Source organism: Paraflavitalea speifideaquila (assembly GCF_032395985.1).
Classification (GTDB): Bacteria; Bacteroidota; Bacteroidia; order Chitinophagales; family Chitinophagaceae; genus Paraflavitalea; species Paraflavitalea speifideaquila.
Genome location: NZ_CP135920.1, coordinates 66147 through 90061 on the forward strand (window position 1 = coordinate 66147; position 23915 = coordinate 90061).

At 46.1% G+C, this 23915-nt stretch carries 29 protein-coding genes and 5 pseudogenes; 16 read left to right on the forward strand and 18 right to left on the reverse strand.

Going from position 1 to position 23915, the window contains the following annotated elements; translation table 11 throughout:
- The first annotated feature begins 737 nt into the window (after window positions 1-737).
- Window positions 738-1508 (forward strand): murein L,D-transpeptidase catalytic domain family protein, encoded by a 771-nt coding sequence (locus RS881_RS00500; protein ID WP_315819280.1) that lies wholly within the window; start codon window positions 738-740, stop codon window positions 1506-1508.
- A gap of 54 nt (window positions 1509-1562) precedes the next feature.
- Here RS881_RS00500 and RS881_RS00505 read toward each other — a convergent pair whose 3' ends face one another.
- Entirely contained in the window at window positions 1563-2372 is an 810-nt protein-coding gene (locus RS881_RS00505; RefSeq protein WP_315819281.1) for a L,D-transpeptidase family protein, read from the reverse strand.
- 4 nt (window positions 2373-2376) lie between these two features.
- The gene (locus RS881_RS00510) at window positions 2377-3153 is read right to left on the reverse strand and encodes a L,D-transpeptidase scaffold domain-containing protein (RefSeq protein WP_315819282.1); all 777 of its coding nucleotides are present in this window, start codon (window positions 3151-3153) and stop codon (window positions 2377-2379) included.
- 133 nt (window positions 3154-3286) lie between these two features.
- Between RS881_RS00510 and RS881_RS58805 the strand changes: the two genes are divergently transcribed.
- The 3 genes from RS881_RS58805 to RS881_RS00520 all read left to right on the forward strand — a co-directional run bounded on the left by RS881_RS58805 (window position 3287) and on the right by RS881_RS00520 (window position 4758).
- A complete protein-coding gene (locus RS881_RS58805) occupies window positions 3287-3496 on the forward strand; it encodes a peptidylprolyl isomerase (protein WP_350340069.1) in 210 nt (69 codons plus the stop codon).
- Window positions 3490-3867 carry a peptidylprolyl isomerase gene (locus tag RS881_RS00515; protein WP_350340070.1) on the forward strand — a complete coding sequence of 126 codons (378 nt, stop codon included), beginning with the start codon at window positions 3490-3492 and terminating at the stop codon, window positions 3865-3867. Before RS881_RS58805 ends, RS881_RS00515 begins: the two co-directional genes overlap by 7 nt.
- 744 nt (window positions 3868-4611) lie before the next feature.
- Window positions 4612-4758 (forward strand): hypothetical protein, encoded by a 147-nt coding sequence (locus RS881_RS00520; protein ID WP_315819283.1) that lies wholly within the window; start codon window positions 4612-4614, stop codon window positions 4756-4758.
- Window positions 4759-4870: 112 nt separating this feature from the next.
- Here the strand turns inward: RS881_RS00520 and RS881_RS00525 are convergent, their stop codons facing one another.
- A complete protein-coding gene (locus RS881_RS00525) occupies window positions 4871-5047 on the reverse strand; it encodes a hypothetical protein (protein WP_315819284.1) in 177 nt (58 codons plus the stop codon).
- Window positions 5048-5164: 117 nt separating this feature from the next.
- Between RS881_RS00525 and RS881_RS00530 the strand changes: the two genes are divergently transcribed.
- Together RS881_RS00530 and RS881_RS00535 are read left to right on the forward strand one after the other, a co-directional pair.
- Entirely contained in the window at window positions 5165-5446 is a 282-nt protein-coding gene (locus RS881_RS00530; protein WP_315819285.1) for a DUF3127 domain-containing protein, read from the forward strand.
- A gap of 89 nt (window positions 5447-5535) precedes the next feature.
- Window positions 5536-5949 (forward strand): hypothetical protein, encoded by a 414-nt coding sequence (locus RS881_RS00535; RefSeq protein ID WP_315819286.1) that lies wholly within the window; start codon window positions 5536-5538, stop codon window positions 5947-5949.
- Window positions 5950-6114: 165 nt separating this feature from the next.
- Here the strand turns inward: RS881_RS00535 and RS881_RS00540 are convergent, their stop codons facing one another.
- Window positions 6115-6825 carry a helix-turn-helix transcriptional regulator gene (locus RS881_RS00540; RefSeq protein ID WP_315824985.1) on the reverse strand — a complete coding sequence of 237 codons (711 nt, stop codon included), beginning with the start codon at window positions 6823-6825 and terminating at the stop codon, window positions 6115-6117.
- On the reverse strand, window positions 6822-7124 hold the full coding sequence (locus RS881_RS00545) for a hypothetical protein (protein WP_315819287.1): 303 nt from the start codon (window positions 7122-7124) through the stop codon (window positions 6822-6824). The genes RS881_RS00540 and RS881_RS00545 overlap by 4 nt, the downstream gene beginning before the upstream one ends.
- Before the next feature lie 283 nt (window positions 7125-7407).
- On the opposite strand from RS881_RS00545, the gene RS881_RS00550 reads away from it, so the two are divergent.
- The 8 genes and pseudogenes from RS881_RS00550 (at window position 7408) to RS881_RS00585 (ending at window position 13363) form a co-directional block, all read left to right on the forward strand.
- Window positions 7408-9630, forward strand: coding sequence for a TerD family protein (locus RS881_RS00550; RefSeq protein ID WP_315819288.1), 2223 nt, complete (start codon window positions 7408-7410; stop codon window positions 9628-9630).
- Between the two features lie 48 nt (window positions 9631-9678).
- Window positions 9679-10196, forward strand: a pseudogene (locus RS881_RS00555) (nucleotidyltransferase domain-containing protein).
- Window positions 10148-10438 carry a DNA polymerase beta superfamily protein gene (locus tag RS881_RS00560; protein WP_315824986.1) on the forward strand — a complete coding sequence of 97 codons (291 nt, stop codon included), beginning with the start codon at window positions 10148-10150 and terminating at the stop codon, window positions 10436-10438. The pseudogene RS881_RS00555 and the gene RS881_RS00560 overlap by 49 nt, the downstream one beginning before the upstream one ends.
- Complete coding sequence (locus RS881_RS00565) at window positions 10428-10904, forward strand: DNA polymerase beta superfamily protein (RefSeq protein ID WP_315819290.1); 477 nt, start codon at window positions 10428-10430, stop codon at window positions 10902-10904. Before RS881_RS00560 ends, RS881_RS00565 begins: the two co-directional genes overlap by 11 nt.
- Window positions 10901-11485 carry a hypothetical protein gene (locus RS881_RS00570; protein ID WP_315819291.1) on the forward strand — a complete coding sequence of 195 codons (585 nt, stop codon included), beginning with the start codon at window positions 10901-10903 and terminating at the stop codon, window positions 11483-11485. Before RS881_RS00565 ends, RS881_RS00570 begins: the two co-directional genes overlap by 4 nt.
- A 726-nt stretch (window positions 11486-12211) precedes the next feature.
- Window positions 12212-12583, forward strand: coding sequence for a hypothetical protein (locus RS881_RS00575; RefSeq protein ID WP_315819292.1), 372 nt, complete (start codon window positions 12212-12214; stop codon window positions 12581-12583).
- Window positions 12584-12812: 229 nt separating this feature from the next.
- Window positions 12813-13085, forward strand: a complete 273-nt coding sequence (locus RS881_RS00580; RefSeq protein ID WP_315819293.1) for a hypothetical protein — start codon at window positions 12813-12815, stop codon at window positions 13083-13085.
- Window positions 13082-13363 (forward strand): hypothetical protein, encoded by a 282-nt coding sequence (locus tag RS881_RS00585; protein WP_315819294.1) that lies wholly within the window; start codon window positions 13082-13084, stop codon window positions 13361-13363. Before RS881_RS00580 ends, RS881_RS00585 begins: the two co-directional genes overlap by 4 nt.
- A 271-nt stretch (window positions 13364-13634) precedes the next feature.
- On the opposite strand, the gene RS881_RS00590 is transcribed toward RS881_RS00585, so the two are convergent.
- The 11 genes and pseudogenes from RS881_RS00590 to RS881_RS00650 form a co-directional block, all read right to left on the reverse strand.
- Entirely contained in the window at window positions 13635-14774 is a 1140-nt protein-coding gene (locus RS881_RS00590; RefSeq protein WP_315819295.1) for a VWA domain-containing protein, read from the reverse strand.
- Complete coding sequence (locus tag RS881_RS00595; protein ID WP_315819296.1) at window positions 14771-15628, reverse strand: DUF5682 family protein; 858 nt, start codon at window positions 15626-15628, stop codon at window positions 14771-14773. The genes RS881_RS00590 and RS881_RS00595 overlap by 4 nt, the downstream gene beginning before the upstream one ends.
- Window positions 15629-15665: 37 nt before the next feature.
- Window positions 15666-16661 (reverse strand): annotated as a pseudogene (locus tag RS881_RS00600) (DUF5682 family protein); the annotation flags it as partial.
- Window positions 16576-17063 (reverse strand): annotated as a pseudogene (locus RS881_RS00605) (DUF5682 family protein). The pseudogenes RS881_RS00600 and RS881_RS00605, both read right to left, overlap by 86 nt.
- 161 nt (window positions 17064-17224) lie before the next feature.
- Complete coding sequence (locus RS881_RS62490; protein WP_527250453.1) at window positions 17225-17569, reverse strand: hypothetical protein; 345 nt, start codon at window positions 17567-17569, stop codon at window positions 17225-17227.
- Between the two features lie 144 nt (window positions 17570-17713).
- Window positions 17714-18300: pseudogene (locus tag RS881_RS62495) on the reverse strand (AAA family ATPase); the annotation flags it as partial.
- A gap of 156 nt (window positions 18301-18456) precedes the next feature.
- Window positions 18457-19342 (reverse strand): annotated as a pseudogene (locus tag RS881_RS58815) (DUF5691 domain-containing protein).
- Window positions 19231-19614 carry a DUF5691 domain-containing protein gene (locus RS881_RS62185; protein WP_484557613.1) on the reverse strand — a complete coding sequence of 128 codons (384 nt, stop codon included), beginning with the start codon at window positions 19612-19614 and terminating at the stop codon, window positions 19231-19233. Before RS881_RS62185 ends, RS881_RS58815 begins: the two are co-directional and overlap by 112 nt.
- Window positions 19595-19792, reverse strand: a complete 198-nt coding sequence (locus tag RS881_RS00640) for a hypothetical protein (protein ID WP_315819304.1) — start codon at window positions 19790-19792, stop codon at window positions 19595-19597. The genes RS881_RS62185 and RS881_RS00640 overlap by 20 nt, the downstream gene beginning before the upstream one ends.
- Window positions 19793-19798: 6 nt before the next feature.
- Window positions 19799-20146: a hypothetical protein gene (locus RS881_RS00645; RefSeq protein ID WP_315819305.1), complete on the reverse strand. Its 348-nt coding sequence runs from the start codon at window positions 20144-20146 to the stop codon at window positions 19799-19801.
- The gene (locus tag RS881_RS00650; protein ID WP_315819306.1) at window positions 20085-21101 is read right to left on the reverse strand and encodes an SWIM zinc finger family protein; all 1017 of its coding nucleotides are present in this window, start codon (window positions 21099-21101) and stop codon (window positions 20085-20087) included. The genes RS881_RS00645 and RS881_RS00650 overlap by 62 nt, the downstream gene beginning before the upstream one ends.
- A 125-nt stretch (window positions 21102-21226) precedes the next feature.
- On the opposite strand from RS881_RS00650, the gene RS881_RS00655 reads away from it, so the two are divergent.
- The gene (locus RS881_RS00655) at window positions 21227-21721 is read left to right on the forward strand and encodes a DUF6934 family protein (protein ID WP_315819307.1); all 495 of its coding nucleotides are present in this window, start codon (window positions 21227-21229) and stop codon (window positions 21719-21721) included.
- 376 nt (window positions 21722-22097) lie between these two features.
- Window positions 22098-22583 carry an RNase H family protein gene (locus tag RS881_RS00660; RefSeq protein ID WP_315819308.1) on the forward strand — a complete coding sequence of 162 codons (486 nt, stop codon included), beginning with the start codon at window positions 22098-22100 and terminating at the stop codon, window positions 22581-22583.
- Here the strand turns inward: RS881_RS00660 and RS881_RS00665 are convergent.
- Together RS881_RS00665 and RS881_RS00670 are read right to left on the reverse strand one after the other, a co-directional pair.
- Window positions 22576-23307 (reverse strand): BamB-related PQQ repeat family beta-propellar protein, encoded by a 732-nt coding sequence (locus RS881_RS00665; protein ID WP_315819309.1) that lies wholly within the window; start codon window positions 23305-23307, stop codon window positions 22576-22578. The genes RS881_RS00660 and RS881_RS00665 overlap by 8 nt on opposite strands.
- Window positions 23265-23768, reverse strand: a complete 504-nt coding sequence (locus RS881_RS00670) for a PQQ-binding-like beta-propeller repeat protein (RefSeq protein ID WP_315819310.1) — start codon at window positions 23766-23768, stop codon at window positions 23265-23267. The genes RS881_RS00665 and RS881_RS00670 overlap by 43 nt, the downstream gene beginning before the upstream one ends.
- Window positions 23769-23915 lie beyond the last annotated feature (147 nt).

Here is a 23915-nt window from a genome sequence, read left to right on the forward strand (position 1 = left end):
CCGGAGCGTGCCCAGGTGAAACGCAGCAGCCCTGTATCCTCCACCCGACAAGGATAATCCCAGCTTTTTTCAACAGCCATAATCTTTGTTTACAGTTATGTTATAATGACATGAGAGGCAGCGACAGGGAATCAAACAGTTATGCTAAACTGACGCTTTTTAAAACACCGCCAATAGTATAAGTACTTAATCTTTAAACTACTAAATACCCCTGAATGAGCTAGTGGGGGCATAAAAAATAGCAGTATGGCAACTTATGCCCCGGGAAATGGCTTAAAAGCGAAAAGTGCACTCCGTAGGGAACACACTTTTCATGAACGCTTTTTCCTTTTTATTTTATCTGCTATCCGCTTATAGATAGCTGACTTTTCTTTCCAGGAAACCACCGTTCATTATACTGGTAATACCATAAAATCCGTGCCACCACACGACTCCTGAACCCATCTCTGTATATCAGTCAATTAAGTTCTTGGGTCATTGAATAACTTAATTTATGGGGTCAATTCACACCTCTTAAAAAAGCATTCTGTAGAATAATGCCCGCATCCGGCCGCTCTCACCCTGTATCCGGTACATCTACTCCCCGTCCGGCTTTCAATAATCATTATTACCTGGCCACAAGAGGAAATACCTGTTAAAATTATTTTAACAGCCCTTCCCGGCGAACCAATTGGGGCCTATGATCGTCTATATGGTTCGTCACAATTTTTATCAATTAAAGAGCAAGATTAAAATCCATGCGGCCTACTATAAAACCTTTCATATTCTTACTGGTATTGTTTGGATGTGTAACTGCGGTATTGGGAATGACGGTACTTTCAGAACCTGTAGCTAAACATACACCTACCGCGCCTGCCCCCGCACCAGTAAGTAAAACGGCATTATACGATAGCCTGCGGCTCGATACCATGTCCCTTTCCCCGAAGCTTTTCTATTTGCTATGCAGGGGTACAAAAATGCAGGACGCTGGTGAATTATCCAACTCAAGAATGCTTACCATTGTCGATTTTAGCCTGCCCTCCTCCAGGAAGCGATTGTTCATTATCGATATGGAAAGTAAGAAATTGCTGTACAATACCTATGTATCCCATGGCAGGAACTCTGGAACCGATATGGCCACCCGTTTTTCCAATAGGCCCGAAAGCTTTCAAAGCAGCCTCGGTTTTTATATTACCGGCAACACCTATAATGGAAAGAATGGTTATTCCTTACGGCTCGATGGCATGGAGCAGGGCATCAACGACAATGCCCTCGAACGCGCCATTGTTATGCACGGTTCAGCCTACGTAAATGACCGCATCGTTCATGCAAAGGGTTATATCGGTCGCAGCCTGGGATGCCCGGCTATCCCTGCCGCACTGGCCAAGGTGATCATCAATACAATCAGGAATGGCAGTTGCCTGTTCATCTATGGTCATGATACCAGTTATCTGGCCATGTCAAAAATGTTGTCACAACCAGGCCTTCCTTCGCTGTCTGATACCATGATGGCAGATAGCATGGGGTAGTGATCCCCACCAGTATTCATACAGAATAGGGTAGCTAGAATGGCTCGTTGCCTTTTAATAAAACATTTTCCTGGCCAGCCTTTCATCATGCTGGTAGATATCATCCCTGAATTGTAGTTGATTGTTTTCATCTACCCAGGCCGTATAATAATAGATCAATACAGGAACCGGATCTTTAACACGCACGTATTTCTCTTTACCACTGTTCATTGCACTGTCTATACTGGCCGGCGTCCACTGCGGTTGGTTTACCAATAGGTATTCAGCAAGCTTTACAGGTTCCTTAAGCCGGATGCAACCATGACTAAAAGCACGCTTATCCCGGTTAAACAATTCTTTAAAAGGCGTGTCATGGAAATAGATATTGAAACGATTGGGAAATAGGAATTTTATTTTGCCCAATTGGTTTTTAGCACCCGGCAGCTGCCGTATCTCCGGTATGCCATCCTTTTCTCCCGTGACCTCCATATTATTTTCGGCGAGGTAGTTACTATTCGTGGACAGCTTTGGTAATATTTCATGCTTTACAATGTTCTCAGGCAGGTTCCAGTAAGGACTAAAAACCACTTGATTCAACATCCCTGAAAACATAACCGTACTATGTCCTTCTTTCCCTACAACAATATCCATAGTAAACAACTGCTTACTACCATCCTGCACGTATAGTGTAAAGGCAGGAATATTTACCCAGATCAGATTACCCGAGGGTTCGGCAGGCATCCACCGCATGCGCTCCAGGTTTACCAGCAATTGCCCGATGCGCTGTTCCACCGGTACATTAAGCGCTTTGATCAATCCAGGGGTGATATGGCCATCCGCTGTAAGGCCATAACCGTGTTGTACCCTTTTTACCGCTTCTACCAATGGATCATTGAATAGGCTGCTGCTGTCTTCTGCGTCTAGTTGTCCTGTTGCCTGCAGCCTCTTTTTTGATCAATACCACAACAGTATCAATAGCTCCCTTTTTGAGTTGTTTTTGCGGCAAAGGGATGCTGCCCCATCCACTTTTTTGTTCAATGGCCATATAGCGGGCCAATTGTTCCTTTAACGCTTTGTAATTCTTATTCGGCGCTTCCTTATTGTCCAGTTCGGCCTGGGCCAATTCCTTGACGGGGTATTTCCTGGCAGGCACCAGTTGCGTCAAGGCAGCCAGGCGGGCATTTTTACTGTTGTAATGATCCCATATATAGTTTACGTAACGCCAGGTGAGCATGAACTCCGTTTTCAGGATAGCGCCATCCGAGGCCGAAAGCTGCAAGCTATCTTCAGCCATCAGGTTCTCCAATTTTCTGTCAAGTGCTTTTTGCGTTGTACCGCTGTCTTTCGTGTAATCGTACAAATTACGGAAAGCCAAGGCCTGCTCCGTAAGCCCGTCACTGGCAAACCAGGCATATTGGTAATTGCGAGCATTGTAAAAATTACGCATGCCCGAAGTAACCGTATCATTCAACTTTTGTGCGGCTATAAATCCTTCCATGGCCATACTGTCCATGAACAAGTCGCTATAACTATTGGCCCTGGTAATACCAATATTGCGGGCAATCAGCTCATCATCTCCAGGGGTAATACCATTGGCTTGCCGGGAAGCATCAGTACAGGCTGCGAACAATAAAACAGTGCTGGTAACAACAAATAAGTAGCGCATACTCCCTGTCTTCAAAAGCTATGCCCCTGGCATATCTCCTATGATTAACAACAGTCTGCAGCATTTCCACCTGGGGCATACCTGCTACATAATTCAGAACTTTCCTATTTTGCAGCTCCGCAAATGGCTTATCATGAAAACGAAATATCTCTTAATTGCATTAGCCGCATTGATCACCGCTTGTTCTTCCAATAAGAACAAAAACCCTCATATAGAGATCGAAACCCGGATTGGTGATATAGAAGTTGAACTTTACCCCGGCCAGGCCCCCAAAACAGTAGCCGCTTTCTTGTCTTACATCGAGGCAGGCTATTATAAAATGCCAACTTTTACCGGGTGCTGAACGCCGATAACCAGCCTTCCAATGCCCCCAAAGCCGAATTGATCCAGGGCGGCTTATATGGCTCAAAAAGACCCGAATTACCTGGCATACCCCATGAAACCACCCAACAAACAAAGATCCTGCACAAGGATGGCGTCATTTCTCTGGCCCGCCTGGAGCCTGGGTCAGCCAATACCGAGTTCTTTATTTGCCTGGGTGATCAACCCGGATTCGATTTTGGAGGAGAAAATAACCCCGATAAACAAGGTTATGCAGCCTTTGGCAGGGTAGTAAAAGGAATGGATATCGTAAGACGTATTTACAATATGCCCGAGGATGATCAGCGCTTTGACCCCCAGTTCCTATTTATGACATTAAAAACTATAAGATGATTTTTGGCTGTTTTAATTAAATGTTACTTAATTGTAATTTAATTAACTCCTACCTCCCTTAAAAGGGCATTTTTCTGCAATTTGTTAAAATTCATATAATTAGGAACTATTTAAAGAAATTATAATAGGCCAGTAGGATGAAAAGGCCCCAAGGCAGGAGTTAACTAAAACACATAACAATCAATTAATATTTAAGGCCTAAAAATCGTTGGGCATGAGGGCAAAATGACGCTGAAACCCTTTACTGTCAGGCATTTTGTGTTTTCTTTAAGACCTTTGAGATCATTAAATAGCCCAAAACTTGATTTACACAGGTAAAAATTCCACACTACTTTTACATCAGAAACAGAGACGATAGGTAAGCAAAGAGGAAAAAGGAAAAGAGGAGATCAGAAAGCTTAAGCAAGGCAGCAAAGAGGCTGCTACATAAAACAGATTTTTACGTTTTTTCATATGGCAAGCAATCGTTAGAGGTCAGCTGTTTCTACAGGTGACCATTTTTTTTTATTTAACTCCTGGCCCATTATCCAAACACACCAGCTGCCAAAACGCCCAATTGCCCATTGCTTCCCATTAGCCAATTTCCTGTATACGCCGGTTTTTCTATTGCCTGCTCCAGACAATGATTTGCTTACAAATGCTTTGCATGCTTTCCATATCTATCCCTGCCCATAGCTAACAGCTGGTATAGGCTCCTAAAGCCCGTACACAACAAGGTTTATTAATACTATAAATACTTACATCATGAAATCAATTATTAAGCAGTTATTTTTCGACAAAGAATTGGTTGGTCGCATTAAACAAACCAAAACAAACAAAGCTGTGCTGTATAGTGCCCTGCTCGATGGCCGGATTACCCTGGCCGAATACATGGCTGCTACAAAAGCTTAATCAAGTAGCAAAGATCACGTATCTCGTTAGGCGCTTCCCTTTTCCTGCTTGCCTCTTGCCAGGTCTGCCAATTGGCAGTCCCGGCAGCCTTAAGGGTTTTTATCCCCGCTTCTCAACCCGCATCTACTCCCCCTCGTTGCCTCCATGCCTTTTGCCGCGCCTCCTTAATATGACTACTATCCTGGGCAATGCCCCCGAAGGTGTACCCTTCATACCGGCGTATAACAGTCCCATTCAGCAATGCCTGCTGGTGGTAAACCCGGAGAATGATGGAGTTATAAAAGTGCATAAACCAAGGAAGATATAACAGACCATTTCCTTACTTTTGCCCAAAATCACTTATGGATATCAGCGGAAAGATCTTACAGATGCTGCCCTTGCAAACGGGTCAGGGCAAAAATGGTCAGTGGAAAAACAAGAGTTCATCCTGGAAACAGCCGATACCTACCCTAAGAAAGTATGTATTGCTGTATGGGGCGATAAAATTGATATGAGTGGCGTTACACCTGGTGCACAGGTTACCGTGTCATTTGATGTAGAAAGCCGCGAGTTCAATGGCCGCTGGTACACTGACGTTAAAGCCTGGAAAGTGGTAGCAGGTAATAAATCAGGCGGTGGCGCTTCAGAACCAGTTCAGTCTTTCCAGAACATACCTCCCAGCGGTGGAGATGATGACCTGCCTTTCTAAGCATTGATCCTTTCTGTAGAAACTCATACCATGCCGGCTGTAACAGCAATTTGTTATAGCCGGTATTTTTATTTTAGATTCGCTCAATCATGAAAGCAGCCACTGTACACGAACTCAAAGATGAACTACAGCAACTGCCTGCCAAACAGCTGGTGGAGCTTTGCCTGCGACTCTCTAAATTCAAGAAGGAGAATAAAGAGCTGCTCACCTACCTGCTATTTGAGGCCCACGACCTGCCGGCATACATTACCAATGTGAAACTGCAAATGGACGAAGCTTTTGAAGCCCTCAATGCATCCCAGATCTTCCTGGCTAAAAAAACCATCCGCAAAACCCTGCGCATTGCCAATAAACATATCCGGTTTACCGGTAGCAAACTGGCCGAGGTAGAGCTCTTGATCCATTTCTGTAGTCTATTGCAGAACGCCGGTATTAACCTGGCCAAAAGTACCGCCATGCTCAACTTGTATCAGGCACAATTGAAAAGGTCCACACCGCCCTGAAAGGATTGCATGAAGATGAACAGTATGATTATAAAAGGGCGGTAGAGAAGTTGAAAGTATAAAAAAAGGGACAGCGTTTCCTGAACGCCGCCCCATATATCGCCGCTTTCCTATAGCCTTGGCTTTATCAACCAAAGATAATGGTTACATCAATATGGGGTCGTGTTATTCGTACACTTGTCTGGCTTTTTGTAGCCTTTTACTGATCCGGGAAGCCAGCACCTGTGGAGCTAATATCTTCAGGTACTCTCCAAATCCCAATAGCTCCCGTTCCAGCTCGAAATTGATCACTACATGAATACTAATAATAATACCTGTCTCGTCTTCCTTTAATACCTGTTGCGACTGGTGTATGGGTTTGGTCAACACATAAGGTGCATGGTACTTATCAATAAACAACACTACTTTCTGTGTCCTGTCTTTCTCTGTTTTAGTTACCCCCAGTACATCTGCAAAGTACTGGTCAAAATCAACGCCATCATACGCTACAAAAGGCTCTTTTAAAAGTTCCTGGAATCCGATGATCCTATCCAGGGCCAGACTTAGCAACTGCTTACCTTTTTTGGGTTTTACTACCAGGAACCAGCGGTTCCGGTATTCCTTCAACAGGTAAGGGAAATAAATGTGTTGCTGTGCATGGGCTGCCTTGAAGGATTTATAGTCAATCAATAGCGCCCGCTTATGTAGTATGGCCTGGTAAAGCGGGGTAATATGTTCCAATCCCTTCAATAAATGGTTATTCTCAAATTGTATATAGTTACCACCTTTATGAGTACTTCGATACAAATTATTCTCCAGCTTGGCAATCAACTCACTCATCTCTTCAAAATAACTGAACCCGTTGAATTGCTTTAGAATACCTACAATCTCCTTCATTTTTTCCACATCAGCAGGATTGATGGGGGCCCGGGAAATACTGTATTCGGCATCCGTATAGGCATAATACTTTTATCAATAACCGTGATGGGGGCATTGTATCCAAGTTTATCACTGCGCATTACCTGAATATCTCCTTGTATCGTTCTTTTGCTCACCCCCGATCCAATACCCTCCTGTTCATACAACACAGCAGCAACCTTTTCAATCAAGTCCTCCAAAGTCCATTTACGATACCTATTCCGAAGACATTCATCAATGGTCTTATAACGTATCAGGGCCAGCTTATTGATCGACATAAAGTTTGTTTTCCCTGTTAAAAATAATACGCCTGCATTTAACTACGCAATACAATTGCGTAATAAAGCGGAGAAAGACAGTGTATTACTATTGTATAAGTTTAAATTATTAAAAATCAATGCGATAAAAATATCCTAAATTATTTATTACTACGCAAGTGGGCTGCGTAGTAGTGCATGCATATTTGTGTTATCACAAACAGGTCAAGAATAAGTTACTCCTTACTCATCGTCAATGAATCCACTTATTCAATTACCTTTTTGATAATAAAAACAGACCATCATGGATCAATTACTAACAATCAGCCTTCGCCAAAAGGCCATCTATATTCCCGAAACCGACAAGGCTAATAAGGGGCTTACAGAAACAACAGCCCTGTTAGTGGCCAACCTGGCCAAAGTAGGATTTGGGGTTACCGAATCCTTGTTAAAGGCATTGAATAATACAAGCCCTGCTTTCCAGGCCAGCATTTTGAACACCATCCAACAGGTAATGGGAGTTAAAAATAATTGGGCGCCCCTGGTAAAAGGATGGGACCATCCTACCGGTGAATCCATCATTGACCATATTTGTACTGCATGGGCTACTATTTTTAAATCGAAAGGCCACTCCTTGCCTTGTGGGCATATCATACCAGATAATACCTTCCCCTCCATCGTTACAATGGCTGCCCTTTTGTGGTACCCCTTTGTTGTAGCGCAAATAGAGCATTATAAGCAAGGAAGCCACCAGAAGGTATTAGAACTTTGGACAGAGAAAGATATTACAGCGTTTCTGGAAGACCTGCTTTCATCCAAAACAGCACTCGATGCTACACAGATTGATAGCTTAAAGATCCTGCTGGCTGTATGGCCATTGCCTGCAGTCAAAATAGGAATGAAGGAAACGTTGATGACCGTCATTGATATGTTTATCAAAGAGGGCCAGGCGCAAAAGGCCCAGGCATTATTCACTTCACCGGCCGATATCCTGCGTTATCTCTGGTACAAGCATACTGGATTTTTGCAAATAATAGAGCCAGGAACCATTGTCCGTGCCCATACAAAAAACAATAGTCATTTGAGAAAGCCGCTTGATACCAGCCCTATAGCCAAAATAGCAACTAAAAACGGCTTGAAATTAAAATACAACCGAAAGGAGTGTTTAATGGTTGCCGCCTGGCTTAACAACTTGGCTATGGATATCGGTAAAATGGGTGAGGCCATGCATGCAAAACGTGGTATCTGGGTCCGCTTTATTAGAGCATTGCGACTGGCCGAATACAGCAAACGGAAGGGGTTTGAAAAATTGCATCAATTGATGGATCTGTTCTATAAAGAAGAATATACCGTTTGGCAAGGCCAGGTTAATCAATACCGCCTCCGGTATGATGCGGTCAGTACGTTCAGGTTGCTACAACAAAGGCCAGGCTTATTTGCACGTTCCCTATTCGCCAATATGTTATGGTTTGGTAAGGACGATGCCATTGCCGCCTTTGCTGCCATAATCGATAAGGTACCGGCACGCCTGGTTTTCACCTTGGAAATGTATGCCGCAGATTATTTCGATCCGTTCAACCATCGTTCGGTGAAACCTTTGGGAGGGAAAAGCAGAAATATTCCGGCCAACCAGTTATTGTCCCTGTATGATGAAAAACAGCTCCTGGCCATGTATGCGGCAGTAGCCAGACTTTGTACCCTGGCAGTTGAAAAACGGTTTGCTTCCATCGGGAACGCCAACAAAACCATCTATATCGACCCGGCTTTGTTCAATATGCCTGTACCTATTGGCGATAGGAGCGATACCCTCCAGGACCTGCCTGGTGCTTTGATGGGAACCCGTTTTCCCGTTGACGGCGATAAGCTGAGGCTTTTTATGCAATGGGGTGCAGGACTGCCTGCCCAGCACTTGGATATGGACCTTAGTTGTTTGATAGCGTATGCATCAACTACAGACTATTGTTCTTTTAGCAGGTTGCATACTACGGGATGTAAGCATAGCGGCGATATCAGAAGCATTCCGCATAAGACCGGAACAGCAGAATACATTGAAATCGATCTGCCAGCCTTAGAAAAAGCAGGAGCAGCATACGTTTCCTTCACCTGTAATGCTTATAGCAATGGAAGCATTACACCCAACCTGGTAATAGGGTGGATGAACAGTAAATACCCTATGAAGATCTCTGAACGAACAGGAGTTGCCTATGACCCTTCCTGCGTACAGCACCAGGTACGGGTTGTCAATAGCTTAGCAAAAGGACTGCTGTTCGGGGTATTGGATGTGCAAAAGCGGGAAATAGTTTGGCTGGAGATGCCATTCCAGGGACAGGTTGTACAGAACCTAAGTGCGAACAATGTAGAAACGCTCTTGCGTAAATTGAATAGCAAAATAAGCATTGGACAATTGTTACAGGCCAAAGCCTACGCGCAATGTTTAGAACTGGCCGATATGGCCCAAGCTGATGAAGTGTACACCAAAGAATGGGCATTGAATTCGGCAGCCGTAACAAAGCTCCTGATAAATTAAATCACCAGGCCCTGCTAGTACTAGCCGGGACCTTTTCAAAAACAGCTGATGCAAACAACTATAATAAACAAACTGGAGGCCATAGAACGTGAGCACAACATAAAAATATTGTTTGCTTGCGAATCGGGAAGCAGGGGCTGGCAATTCCCCTCCCCGACAGCGACTATGATGTTCGATTTATTTACGTACGTCCCTATAAATATTATCTTTCTGTCCTAAATAGGAAGTATGAATGTAGCTTTCCAATTAATGATGAATTGGATATTTATGGATGGGATATTCGCAAGGTCCTGCAACTAATGGGTAAATCAAATACTACTCCTTTTGAATGGCTGCAATCGCCCATGGTGTACCGGCAACAAGAAGGATTCAGAGATGAGTTGTGGGCGTTGTGTAACCAGTATTTTGGCCGCCGCTCTAATATTCATCATTACCTGGGCATAGCGAACGGAGCACTCGAAAGCATGCGAAACGGCAATGAGATCGGGATAAAAAACTGTTTTATGTATTGCGCCCATTGCTGGCAGCCAAATGGTGCCTGGAAAGAAACACCATTGCTCCAATGACCATAGGCCCCCTGATGGAACTTTTGCCGCCCGATTTACACAAGGAGGTAAGCCGGCTGATCACGCTTAAGGCTGCAGCGGCTGAAAGTTTTGTGATCAATATAAGCACCAGGCTCATCACCTATATCACCCAACAATTGTTTGGCATAGACCTCCATTCGAAGGAATTGGAAAGAGATCATTTTTCTGTAGACAAACTGGATGATTTCTTTATAAAAACCATCAAACAGTATGACTATTGAAGAAATAAAAGACCAAGGACTATTGCTGCTGGAATGTATCAGCGGCAGTAAAGCCTATGGGCTTGATACAGAAAAATCAGATACCGATCTAAAGGGGGTGTACTACCTACCCAAAGAACAGTTTTATGGATTGGAGTACATACCCCAGGTGAGCAATGAAACAAACGATGAAGTATATTATGAATTGGGACGTTATGTAGAACTACTGTTGCGCAACAATCCCAATATACTGGAATTGATGGCCTCACCTCCACATTGCATATTGTACCGGCACCCAATAATGGATCGTCTAAGTCCTGGCATGTTTCCATCCCGGCTGTGTAAGGACACATTTGCCGGGTATGCACTTACACAGGTGCGTAAGGCCAGGGGTACAAAAAGAAGTTCGTTAACCCGGTGGAAGGGCAAAGGAAGTCTGTGCCCGATTTTTGTTTCATTTTGCAGGGAGTTGCCTCTCTGCCCTTGAAACATTGGCTCCAGGAGAATAATTATGAGCTAAAGCGTTGTGGACTGAGCAGCATACCCCATACAAAGGGTTTGTTTGCGCTGTTTTATGATGCGACCGATGCCCTTCGTTACAGGGGCATCATTAACAGCGAACTGTCCAATGAGGTGATACTGTCTTCGATCCCTAGGGGTGAAAAAGAAATAGCGTACCTGTATTTTAATCAGGAGGGCTATTCTGCCTACTGCAGGGAATACCGTGAATACTGGGACTGGGTGGAAAAACGTAACGAAAACCGATACCTTGGCAATGTGCATCATGGTAAAGGATATGATGCCAAAAACATGATGCATACCATCCGGTTACTACAAGTAGCAGAGGAAATATTGAGTGCGGGTATCCTGCAAGTAATGCGGCCCAATAGGGAAGAACTATTGGCTATTAAAGCTGGCAATCATCAATATGATGATTTGCTGGCTTTGGCCAATATTTTAATGCAGCGAGTTGACAAAGCGGCACAAACCAGTGCCCTGCCCGATGCGCCAGACAGAGACAGCATTGAAAAGGTGCTGGTGCAAATGAGAAGGGAATTGTATCAATAGCAGGGATATTGCCTCAGGCAGTACCCTGCAATTCCCTTTACCTAGGAAGTAGTTGTATATCGCGCGACTGATCCATAATACAAACCATCCTGCCAGTAACCCACCGAGCAATCCGGCAGGGATACCCCAGGATAGCATCGTTTTCAGTGAGTATCCCACATTTCCATACGTTTTTACTTCTACGTACCATGTCGGTTCCTATTGAAGTATATAGTGGTTGGGATACAGGACAAAGTAGTATTTTATAGAGTGCAATCCAAACCCATCCTATCCCTTCTATGCACGAGCGAATCATATAGCCCCTCCTTATTTTCCACCTCCCCTTCGTCCATTGGGGATAGTTTTCCAGGGGCCTGGGAGCTACCTGGCGCATTTGTAACACCCCAATCCACCAACAAACCTCAGGCCGCACCCCTTCCCCAAGAAATAATCTAATAATTAGTAATCAATAATAAACAACCCCCAACCCGCCTTTTACAGCTATTTTCCCGCCGTTTATAGGGGAAATCAGGCTGCCCGACGAAACCATGGCCCCCGCTGCACTAGGTAAAATCTTGTATTGTGCGCACTTACAAATATTTATTTCTCCTGTTCCATTCGTTTTTCACCGTATTTATACGCACCTTTGCAGTAGCTGCACTTTATCTTTGAAAATTCTTTCACCATATTACCGTACCAAAACGCCTGCCTGCCAAGCATACGAAACAAGTAAAAACAACGATATAGATGTACACACAAGTTTGGGCTAAGTACCTGCCTATTATAAAAATCCTGCTGAAAAAGTCAATAAATGCAGATCAGGAACTGCCTCTGAACCGCATTGATTTTGAAAAGCTGGGCATCGCCCGCAAGGCTGGGTACAAGTTCACCATCATTTTTGAAGACGGTAAAGCTGCCAATACCATTGGTGGTATCCAACTAGCCCGCGACCTGGCCACTGTATTATTGGAAAACAATGATACCAAATACCTCTTCAAACACAATACCTATGAGGTAACCCTAACCACCAAATTCGTATTGCTGCTCACCAATAAAACCAAGAATCCCGTACCGTTGCCCACAGCGGAACCGGAAGAAAATACTTCAGTCGAAGATTAGTACTTCGACAATCCGGGGCGGAAAGCTGAAAATGGCAATCAGTGATTGTTTTCAGCTTTCCCGCCCCCGTTTCATTTCCAGCCGACAGCCCCTCCTCATGCGTATAAAACCCTTGATCCCCGTCCCGCTTATACACCCCGCTTCTCAACTCATACAGGGCTTTTACCACCTTATACACCCCGTACAGCGAACACCCTTCAACCGGTTGTTATTTGCATAAAATATAGCCATGAAACAAGTGTATGCATTGGCCCTGGTCACCGCATTGGCGACCTCGTGCAGCAAAGATGAATCTCCCTTACCCCACAACCCGCAGCAGCCCGAAATGATCTATACCGACCTGCATAACCGGGAACTGAAATACCAGCAAGGTTTATCCATAGATCTTAACCATGATGAACTGGCCGATATTGATTTGCCACCTGGTTTATTGGCGATCCCATTGAAAAAGAAGATGAGACACTCTTCTTTGCCAGCTCCTACGAACAAAGTAGCCTATTGATCAATGAGGACAACGGCTCTCCCGCCTTTAACCTGGGAGATACTATTCCGGTTAACAACTATCCAGATCACGACTGGTACCGCGTATCACTGGTAGAATTGGCATTGAAAAATACGCCTGTAAACAGCCTGCCCTATTGGGAAGGGGCCTGGAAACAAGTAAGCCACAAATACCTGGCCCTTCAGGTGGGGGTAGCCCAAAAAAAAGATACAACGGTTGGATCGAGGTTTCCTTCGATACAGCTGGCGAAAAGCTACTCCTTCACAAAGCAGCCATAAGTAAAGAAGCAGAAAAACCAGTACTAGCCGGAAAATAGGGCGTACTCCCGGGACAGGGGCAGGTTTAATTCGTTTTTGGACCGATATACTAGCGGATCATTTTTTAAATAAAATAGATACGAAAACGGATTAAACAGGCCCAGCTCCCCTCTTTTGTCCGAGTTTGGTCCCTGTTTGGTCCCTGTTTGGTCCGTCTTTGACCCCTGAAAAAGCCTATCCAGGTAACCCGGCAGGTCATTGAAAATGGGCTGTGTTAAATACCTTGGATCGGTTACTTTTTAAGGACAAGGTCCTCTTTCGCGGCCCACATACCGATATCCTGCTTGCTAAGTGCAGCAGCCATCAGGTCGGGAAATTTATCGGGTGAACAGGCAAATACAGGAATGCCCAGGTTGGAAAGGAATTGAGCATTTTGGTGGTCATAAGCAGGCGCCCCCTCATCATTGAGCGCCAGCAATACGATTACCTGAACACCGGCTGCTACCAGCTCTACCGCCCTTTTTCGCATATCCGCTTCATTGCCTCCTTCATACAGGTCGGTGATGAGCACCAGCACCGTATCCAGTGGTTTCGTGATGATCTGTTTGCAATAAGTAAGCGCCGCATTGATATCCGTACCTCCGCCCAGTTGCACACCAAACAACAGCTCCACCGGGTCTGTCAGCTCTTCTGTAAGGTCGGCCACCGCCGTATCAAATACCACCATTTTGGTTTTGATGGCGGGAATAGAAGCCATCACAGAGCCAAAAATACCTGAGTACACGACCGAAGTACCCATCGACCCACTTTGGTCAAGACACAAAACCACATCCTTCAGCGAGCTCCGTTTCCGGCCATAACCAATCCTTGTTTCAGGAATGATCGTCTTATGATCAGGTTGGTAATGTTTCAGGTTCTTCAGGATCGTAGCATGCCAGTTAATTTCATTGTGTCGTGGCCTCCGGTTGCGGGCGCTTTTGTTCAAACTGCCCACAATCGCCTGCTGCGTCCGTTGCGCCAGCTTACGCATTAACTCCTCTACCACCTTACCCACTACCTGGCGGGCAGTATCCTTTGTTTTGTCGGGTATCACCCGGCTTAGCGACATCAGCGTAGCTACCAGGTGAACATCGGGTTCTACATTTTCCAGCATCTCCTTCTCAAACAACATTTGCGTCAGGTTCAACCGTTTCATCGCATCCTGCTGCATCACCTGTACCACACTCGATGGAAAGAACGTACGGATATCACCCAGCCACCGCGCCACATTGGGCGAAGAAGCGCCCAGCGATCCTTTCCGGTCATTGTCATACAACGCTTCCAGCGTTTTATCGATCAATAAGTCTTGCTGCTGCAGGGAGAAACCTGTCCCATCATTTTGCTGTCCACCCAGTATCAGGCGCCATTTACGCAAATGCTCTTCATTCGTCATGCTGTTGTAGTTTGAGTGATACCTAATAATTGCAGCACTACAGGAATACCTCGTTTACCCCTTTCCGGATCAATGCTATTGTCTGTTACAACTGGTGCCAGCGTACCGCCACTGCCCGATTTTACTTTCTCTCCCAGCTTTCTTCGTTCCGGCTGAGAATAGTTGGCAAATGTTCTGCGCAATAAAGGAAGTACCTGCGTAAACACATCTGCCGGGATCGTAGCTATCCAGTTATTCACCAGGTTCCAAAGTTCCTGGTCAATTAGCAGGATCGTTCCACTGCCTTTTAAGAAGCCTTCCAGCCAGGCGGCTGCCGTATCGGGTGGGGTAGCGGCACTCATAGCATAACTGAATGCCCTGATCAGCCTGTCTCCTTCCAGTATCTTATAATCTGTCAGCAGCCGCGTAGCATAACCCCTGATCACCGGGGCGCTATTGTTGGAGGCTGATATTAGTTGCAATGCTTCCTGCCATTGCTTTGTGATGCTGGTGTTCTGCAACAGGCTCACCGCATCATTCAGTTTGAAAAATAGCTCCAGCAACTGCTGGGCGGCTTCTTCATTCACAGCCGTAGTCGCTGCCGGCAGGCTCACGCAGATCCGTGTGATCATACTATCCACAATACCCAATACCAGGTCAGTATCCGTTTTACGCACATTGCCATACCGCGTTACATTCACCAGCGCCGGTATCACTTCCATCAACTGTATCACATCGCCGCTGGCTGCGGCCATATTGTTGAGCTGATCGATCAATCCTGCCGTAGCCCCATGTATTTCGGCCGGTATGGCCTTTTGTAATAGTTCGCAAACCGTGGCCAGCGAATCCGCCTCCCGCCCTTTTTTGAAGCGCATACTTTTCAGCCGCTTCTCCTACCGTATTGCCCCAATTGCCTTTTTCAATCACACGGATCGATAATTCAGGCTCCCATTGTAAGCGCCAGGATTCCTTAAAGGTTCCCTTACCCGATACCCCCTGCTGCTTTCCCCAATATATTTCCAGTAACAACAGCCGGTGCAGAAAAACACTGCGCTCCAGGTCATTCTCTTTACGAAGGTCCAACGTATAATCCTTCCAGTCGGCCGTGGCTGGCAATCGCAGCCGCTTCTGTAGTTTTTCAATGTCCAATTGCAAAGGCGGCTTGGGTATGGCTTCCGGCACTTCTCCTATCCGGTTGCTGACGATCAGTTCATCATGGATCAGTTGCAGCAAAACACTTTCACCACCACACAACACACTCCAGGTCGCTTCATTCAATTCTTCCAGCCCTGCTTTCGATAAATTGCGCAGCGATGCCAGCGATTCAGCCAGCCGTATCGCTTCGATCACATGCGCTACCGAGGTATCCATTTGCTCCTTCCTGAACAATTGCGCTACCTTGGCCATCCACCGGGTACCATCATCTGCCGGATGCGTCCACACATGGTCATACCAGCCCGGCGAATTGATCCCCGCCCCATAACCACTGTTGTAACTTAGCCGGCCATACGTCCAGGGTATCCAGGTGCATTCGATCTTTACTTTCGGTAAGCCCTTCAACAATTCATTGTCCTCCTTTTGCGAAGGCATTGTTTGTAAGGCCGGCGCATGCCAGGCGCCACAAACCACCGCAATGGTGTGGAACATTTCCTTCTCTGCCTGCCGTATACATTTACGCATCCAGGCTTCCCGGTACCGCTCCAGCTTATCTTCCTGCCGGGGTATCGTTTCCCGCAATACCTGCATCGCTTCCGATACCGCTTCAAACACCTGCTCACTATTTTGCCTGTGCTCAAACATGTGTTCCCACCATTTTTCTCCATCAGCAAAGCCTGCTGCTTCCGCCAGGTAACTGATCGGGTCCTTTTTTGAGCATAACTGCCGGCCCCTCTTCCTCCACCGGCACATTAATATCCGACAAGCTATCACTGGCTTTTTGCCCTTCTTCATCCAGGGCTGTTTCACTTCCTGCCCCCGCCGCCTTTTCTTTATCCAGTGCAAACTGGTGTGCGGCTGGCAAATCCATAAAACGTACATGGATCTTTTGCGCCCGTGCATATTGGATGGCCTGCCATTCCGGAGAAAATGTTGCAAAGGGATAGAAAGAAGCCTGCTGTGCATCATCCGGCTGGTATACCAACATCGCTACAGGGGCTTGAGCGCGGGGTGGTCGGCCCATTCCAATAAACCATCCGCTTCCGGCGGACCTTCCACCAGCACAATATCTGGCTTCACTTCCTCCAGGAAGGCTTTTACATTCCGCGCCGATCCCGGACCATGATGCCGTATCCCAAGTATATGGATTGCCATAATTAATTATCAATAATAAGGTTGCCTGTATTTCAATTGAACATTCCCAACGAGGCATGCGATTCAAAATTGACTAATCGCAAAAGCTATCGAAGCAAACACGCCCTCGTCACCCACTTCGTCAACGCATTACCACATCATCACATTTTCAAATCCTCAAATTAAAGTTCCCTACACGCCCTATAAATATCCTTCCACTCATCCCGTGGTTTCACCACCGTTTCCAGGTACTCTTGCCACACCAGCTTATCCTGCACCGGATCTTTTATTACCGAGCCAATGATCCCTGCTGCCAGGTCAGCCGCTTTCAATTGTCCATCGCCAAAATAGGCAGCCATCGATAGCCCACTATTTACAACAGAAATCGCTTCCGCTGTACTCAGAGTACCACTGGGTACCTTGATCTTTGTTTTGCCATCCAACGTTACCCCATTCCGCAATTCCCGGAAGATCGTTACGATCCGCCTGATCTCCTGCAAGGCTGGCGGCTCAGCGGGCAGCTCCATCACCTTTTCAAAACTTTCTACCCGGCGGCGTACAATGTCAATTTCCTCTTCAATCGAATCCGGCACAGGCAGGATCACCGTATTAAAACGGCGCTTCAATGCGCTGGACAATTCATTTACCCCTTTGTCGCGGTTATTGGCCGTAGCGATCACATTGAATCCCTTTACTGCCTGCACTGCTGTATTGAGTTCTGGTACCGGCAACGTTTTTCAGAGAGTATCGTGATCAAGGTATCCTGCACATCGGCCCCAATACGGGTAAGCTCTTCAATACGTACGATCTTTCCATCTTTCATGCCCCGCATCATGGGCGTTTCTACCAATGCTTTCTCCGAAGGCCCTTCCGCCAGCAATCGTGCATAATTCCAGCCATACCGGATGGCTTCTTCTCCAGTACCCGCCGTTCCCTGGATGATCATGGCCGAGGTGCCACTAATGCCTGCTGCCAGGTGCTCACTTACCCAGCTTTTGGCGGTACCTGGCAAGCCATACAGTAGCAAAGCCCTGTCGGTGGTGAGCGTAGCCACGGCAATTTCCATCAGCCTTTTATTGCCAATGTATTTGGGCGATACTTCAAAGCCGTTCTTAAGTTTTCCGCCCATCAGGTAGATAACTACCGAAGCAGGCGTGAGTTTCCAGTTGGAAGGGCGCTTGCCACCGTCCTGTTTTTGTAGCTCCTCCAGTTCCTGGGCAAACAGTTCTTCGGCATGCTGGCGTAAAATGACTGACATGATATTATTTTATGGCGTTAAAAGATTGAAATAATTGTGTTTTTAATCCCACCAGTTTTACCAGGTAGGCGCTTATATTGCTCCATATCGATTTATAACTTTCTGTTGAAGGGGCATATTTGTGCAGCTCCCTGCCAACGATTGCCGGGATCCGTTCTATATGCTCATGATAGAATTGCCGGTTGTATTGATAGGGATTTTTACAGTATGCTGTATTACCAGTTCTGTAAAAGCCAGGCTCCATTCATCTGTCCGTTGTACCGCATAGTTGATAATGCTGTCGGCATGCTGACTAAAGAACTGCTGACTGTAAAACTCTTGTTTGTCCACCGGCAATAAGGGAAGGATGTCCAGGTAAAACGTATCACTTTGTTGCATAAAGGCCAATGCCCAGCGTTTATCTGCTCTTAATACCAACGCATCAACCAGGGCAGGCAGTAACTTTTGGCCGTTTTGTCCTTTTGCAGCAATTCAATCACCCCCTCCGGCTCCTTGCCTAGCTGTTGTTCCCAGAACGAAAGCGGTGTTACCTGCGTCAACTGATAAATGATGAATTCATCGTCCGTAAAAGCATGGGTATTACTTAACTTATCAATGCCTGTTTTAAAGATGCCTTCATCCAGGACGGCTGGTAATTGAATCTCCAGCGAGGACCTTTTCGATAAACCCAGTAGCCCCTTTTCTGTTTGTAAGGTGACTGCCTGCTCCATGATCCTTTGATATTGCTGCACAATGGCCGAACCGGGTATTTGTTTCAGTAGCCGTACCGCCAGCTCTTTCACCTTCTTGCTTTTTCGGTTGATAGGCTTTCCAGGAAAGCCATATCTGCTTCGCCAATATTATTGGATAATATGCCCAGCAATTCCGTTTTCGTATTGGCGTCCTCTTGCGCCCAGGTGGTCTGCAGCCATTCGCGTGCCTGGAGCGCGTTTACTGCCCGTACCTCCTGTAATACAGATTTCCTTTGCTCCAGCGTCCCCGTTTGCCATATTTCTTCATGCGTCGTACTGGTAGAGAAATTCCAGTCCGGGTTAAATTGCATGAGCCAGGCTCCCCGTTTGCCACAGCAAGCTCCCAACAGCGGTTGCAGTTTTTATATGGCCTACCCAGCGACAGAACTACGGGTAACAAATCTGGTTGGATCAATAGTTCCCGCTCCCTGCATTTTTCTAACCACAAGGTGAGTAAAGGAATGTTTTCCGCATCCAGGATATCTTTCAATACCTGCATGGAAGCCGGAGAACAATATGCCCTTTCCTCCTCCCCGGCCAGATCTATTCCCATCGTTTCTTTTTTAAGGCCAGTACGCCGCATTGCCGGTAATTAAATGCCAGTGCAGCCAGTTGTAAAACTGCTCTTCTTTATCAGAAGCCTTGCCTTCCACGATCAGCCCTGCCACCCCTTGCAGATCAGTGGGCAGCCCTTCTGTAGAGGCCATACGTTTGTCTGTTCCCAACAACGCCGTATTCAATATTTCTTGCCACAGGTCCATACTACCTTATAAAAGTTTATACTCATTATGATGCCATACCCCAATAGGGGTAAATGTTTTTTCTTTACCAATTACCGCCATATTCAATGCCTCGCCCCCGCTTAGCGACAATAACTTCCATATATTCTTGAATCCTGTACTCACCGGCATCAGTGCCTGCGCTGTATCCTGCAGCCACCATTGCTGGTTATACAGTACCGGCCGCAGTTGTTCAATAATATAAGGCCGCTCATTCCTGAAGGGCACCTGGCTGCTGAAGCTGGTTTCAGCTTCCGTTACCTGCTCCCAATGTTCAAACCCCTTGAAGGCCGCTGTACCGTTGGAATTGATTTGCTTTTTGATGATTGCCCGCAACGGGATCACAGAAGGATAGTACACCAGTTCCGCTTCGATGAAAAGGCCCGGGGTCAATGGCAAAGAAGTAATACTTTGCCCCGCGCAAAAACTGAAGTACCAAAGCATACATCTTGCTATGAATGCCATATAGCCAGTTTCGTTCTACCGCAAGATTGTCTTCTTCCGATGTTTGCTTGCCCATGATCAGCCAGGTATCAGTAATCCCTGGTTGCTCTTTCAGCGCTTCCTGATTTTGTGTAAAACCGATTGCCTGGCGAATATCTTGCTGCAACCCCTCACCAAGCTGCTCACTCTGCATAAAGCCGCTTAATACCAGGTAAATGCGTACTATTTGGTCCAGGAAGGCAGTTTGCCAGCCCTCCTGATAAAAGTTCACTTCACCCAGACCTTTCACCATATTGGCCAGGCCCGGCGCCTGCGCATCCACCATCCGCTTCGACATATTTTCAAAATAGACAGCTTCCTTCTCCGGCACATTTACCAACCCATTCCGGATAATATCTTTGATCCACAACAACAAGTCCTGCACACCATCCTCTACTTTTTGTTGCCTGGCCTGTTGGCGTTTTGCTTGCGCTGCCTCATCTACCGGCTTGTCTTTCTTCTCTGCCTGCTTCTCCTGTTTTTCAATCCGCTTGCTCAGCCATTCTGTAACCCAGCCAGGCGGCTCACCCACAGTAAAGCTGCCTCCATGCCGTGCATGCAACAACAACAACCCGATACCATGTTTACAAGGAAATTTTCTACTGGGGCAGGAACACTTAAAGGCAATATTCAACAGGTCAACCTGCGTTTGGTAAGGCTTGCTGCCACTGCCCTGGCATTCGCCCCAGAGTGCTGTTTCGCTGGCCCCCTTGCTCACCCATTTGGCGGGATTGCAAAGGTCCTTCCCCGATTTCTTCGACGGTTCATCCGGTGCCAAGGCCAATACCTGTTCTTCCGTTAGGTGCAAGGGGTAATAATTTGAATGGAAAATAGTAAAACTGCCAGTAAGTTAAATAAACCTCCGAAGTATAAAAAGTTCCCCATATATGTATATTTTGCAGATACCATTACCTTACCCAAATACATCCATAAATGGCTGCCTCTTTAAAGATAGATTTCAATAACCTGTACGAAATAGATAATATTTCCCACGACCTGAAGGTGAGTACCTTCAATACCAAACTCAACAACGGCCAGGCCCTGCCGTTAATCGTCAAGATCAGCAACCAGTCACATGCCCTGTTGCCCAATGTATACAACCTCTCCTTCGGGCCGCAGAACGCCAAAGGCAAAATTGACGACAAGGCCGAGTTGACCCATTCCGATTATTCCAAAGTCTTCTCTACCATTCTCTTTTCTGCCCTGGCTTATTTAAAGACCAACCCTGGCCATTACCTGGGTATCGACGGCTCAAACAATGCGCGGGCCTACTTTTATTACCGGGCCCTCAAAGGAATTTTCCTTACCTCAACCAACACTTCCGCATGTTTGGCGTTAAGTACTTTGTGCGCATTACCCGCTTTGGTAAAACCCAGTATGATAACCCGTTTGATTTTGAAGACATCATGCCTTACCCTTTCCGGATAGAGAAAGGCGCCCTGATTTCTCAGGATCACATGTATAACTATTTCATTTTCAACTTGAAATAGGAGCGTGCAGCAGGGTTTCTAAATTCAAAAAAACACCGTAAATTTGGGGAACATGAACAAGACAATAGAACGTAAGTTGGCCGCCCTTACCAAAAGGCTAAGGGAACAGGCAAAAAAGCCGAAGTTAAATTGGCGCCCAGTTCTTCCCTGCACCAGGTTATTAAAACCAAGGAGCAGGCCGCACTTTTCATGAAATTATTGAAAGAAGCATAGTCAATCTATATTCAACTTATTATAGTAGCCCGCTTGTAAAGGCGGGCTTTTTAATGCTCATAAATAAGGCAGACTTAACAGAACTTTCCACCCCATAGCCGATGATCAGTATTGCCGAGATATATACAGATGGTAGTTGTCACACCCTGGCCAAAATAGGCGCCTGGGTAGCCATTGTATTGGTAGGAACAGAAAAGCACCTGCTCAGCGGAACAGCCAGCACTACTACCAACAATGCCATGGAGTTAACCGCTGTTATCAAGGCCATCGAATATGTAAATGACCAATATACCGCCATCAACAACATAAAGATTATTTCCGACAGTCAGTATGTGGTGGGCCTGATAGCCCGTCGGGAAAAATTAATAAGATTTGATTACTGCAATCAAAAAGGAGCGCCACTGCCCAATGCTACATTGGTAAAACAACTACTGCAACAGTCCTTGTCTTTCGAACTGGAATTTGTTAAAATAAAAGCACACCAGAAAGTAAACGAACACAACCAATACAATATCCAGGCCGATACCCTCGCCCGGAAGCTGGTAAGAGATGCCGTAAAAGAGACCGGGAAGATCACTTCTAATTGATGCTGACCGCATACAAATGCCCATCAGCACTTCCAAAATACGCTACACCAGCCCTGATCACAGGGGTCGACAAAATGCTGCCCAGGCTCATGATCTTTTGCTCAGAGGCCAGCGTCACCGGATCATTGCCATACATGGTGAAGTCCTTTCTGAAATGGCCTGTTTCATTGTACACAGTACTGTAGTTCCTTTTGCTGCCATCAGTCTGGAACTTCCAGGCCACCTGCCCTTTCTTTTCTCCAAATCCATAGAGGGATCCATCAAAGCAGCCTGCTAAGATGAGCGTGTCATAAGCTACCGGTGTATTGTAAGTACGTAAGGGCAGTGGCGCTTTCCATTGCAATTCACCATAAAAGCTATTGAGGGAATAAAAGGCATGAGAATCCGAAGTACCGAAAAACAGCTTGCCATTCTTTTCCAGTGGAGTGGAAATGATCCAGCTGCCCTGTTCTTTCATATTCCAAAGGCCAATACCTGTAGATCTATTCAGCGCATAAATATTATAGTCCCGGCTGCCAAAGTAAACAGCCTCCTTGGTTACCAGCGCTGCTTTCTGCACCTCCCCCTTGGGGAAATTCCGGTCGCCAATGGTTTTGAACTTCCAGAGCAGCGCTCCTGTTGTGCTGTGCAAGGCATAGAAATAGCCATCAAAACTGCCGATAAAAACCGTATCATTACTTACTACCGGGTCGGCATGGACAATACCCCTGTTGTAAAATGCCAAAGCTCCTGGCCATTTTTCGCATCAATAGCATATACATTGCCATCACCACTGCCAATGATCACCCGGCCTTTATGGGCTACAGGCGATGACCGGTAATAATCCCACAAGTCATAATTGCGCTCTCCCTTCGTGGCAAACTTCCATTGTAAAGCCCCTGTGTGTGCATGCAGGGCATACACCTGCCCGTCCTCACAGCCAAAATACACCTTGCCTTCCGCTACCGTAGCCGACGACCTGATGGGTTTGCCTGCAGCGTACTTCCACAACAAGCGCCCATCGCTGATGGCATGACAGTAAAAATTTCCGTCATCATTGCCGTAATAAATATGTGCACTGTCTACAAAGGGAGTGGTTGCGATCTTGTTTTGGGTAGGATACTTCCAAACTAAGGTTCCGGTTTTTACCTGAGCCTGACAATAGATAGCGGTCAATAGGCAAAGCAATAAGGTTCCTTTTTTCATAAGCAGCATCTGTTAGGAGTATTTGTAAATATAGCGCATGTTGCATTGCCGGATAACAAGTTTTCTTGACCCTATGATAACTTTAAATATTTGGCTGGGCAGCTTGAAAATAATAATTTGTATAAATGGCGCCTGTCAAAAGAAACG

Bases quoted from the DNA above. Each gene is read 5' to 3' on its own strand.
- RS881_RS00500 (WP_315819280.1), top strand. From the start codon at position 738: ATGCGGCCTACTATAAAACCTTTCATATTCTTACTGGTATTGTTTGGA.
- RS881_RS00510 (WP_315819282.1), bottom strand. From the start codon at position 3,153: ATGCGCTACTTATTTGTTGTTACCAGCACTGTTTTATTGTTCGCAGCC.
- RS881_RS58805 (WP_350340069.1), top strand. From the start codon at position 3,287: ATGAAAACGAAATATCTCTTAATTGCATTAGCCGCATTGATCACCGCT.
- RS881_RS00520 (WP_315819283.1), top strand. From the start codon at position 4,612: ATGAAATCAATTATTAAGCAGTTATTTTTCGACAAAGAATTGGTTGGT.
- RS881_RS00525 (WP_315819284.1), bottom strand. From the start codon at position 5,047: ATGCACTTTTATAACTCCATCATTCTCCGGGTTTACCACCAGCAGGCA.
- RS881_RS00535 (WP_315819286.1), top strand. From the start codon at position 5,536: ATGAAAGCAGCCACTGTACACGAACTCAAAGATGAACTACAGCAACTG.
- RS881_RS00540 (WP_315824985.1), bottom strand. From the start codon at position 6,825: ATGAAGGAGATTGTAGGTATTCTAAAGCAATTCAACGGGTTCAGTTAT.
- RS881_RS00545 (WP_315819287.1), bottom strand. From the start codon at position 7,124: ATGTCGATCAATAAGCTGGCCCTGATACGTTATAAGACCATTGATGAA.
- RS881_RS00550 (WP_315819288.1), top strand. From the start codon at position 7,408: ATGGATCAATTACTAACAATCAGCCTTCGCCAAAAGGCCATCTATATT.
- RS881_RS00565 (WP_315819290.1), top strand. From the start codon at position 10,428: ATGACTATTGAAGAAATAAAAGACCAAGGACTATTGCTGCTGGAATGT.
- RS881_RS00575 (WP_315819292.1), top strand. From the start codon at position 12,212: ATGTACACACAAGTTTGGGCTAAGTACCTGCCTATTATAAAAATCCTG.
- RS881_RS00580 (WP_315819293.1), top strand. From the start codon at position 12,813: ATGAAACAAGTGTATGCATTGGCCCTGGTCACCGCATTGGCGACCTCG.
- RS881_RS00590 (WP_315819295.1), bottom strand. From the start codon at position 14,774: ATGACGAATGAAGAGCATTTGCGTAAATGGCGCCTGATACTGGGTGGA.
- RS881_RS00595 (WP_315819296.1), bottom strand. From the start codon at position 15,628: ATGCGCTTCAAAAAAGGGCGGGAGGCGGATTCGCTGGCCACGGTTTGC.
- RS881_RS62490 (WP_527250453.1), bottom strand. From the start codon at position 17,569: ATGGAGCTGCCCGCTGAGCCGCCAGCCTTGCAGGAGATCAGGCGGATC.
- RS881_RS62185 (WP_484557613.1), bottom strand. From the start codon at position 19,614: ATGCGGCGTACTGGCCTTAAAAAAGAAACGATGGGAATAGATCTGGCC.
- RS881_RS00640 (WP_315819304.1), bottom strand. From the start codon at position 19,792: ATGGACCTGTGGCAAGAAATATTGAATACGGCGTTGTTGGGAACAGAC.
- RS881_RS00655 (WP_315819307.1), top strand. From the start codon at position 21,227: ATGGCTGCCTCTTTAAAGATAGATTTCAATAACCTGTACGAAATAGAT.
- RS881_RS00660 (WP_315819308.1), top strand. From the start codon at position 22,098: ATGATCAGTATTGCCGAGATATATACAGATGGTAGTTGTCACACCCTG.
- RS881_RS00670 (WP_315819310.1), bottom strand. From the start codon at position 23,768: ATGAAAAAAGGAACCTTATTGCTTTGCCTATTGACCGCTATCTATTGT.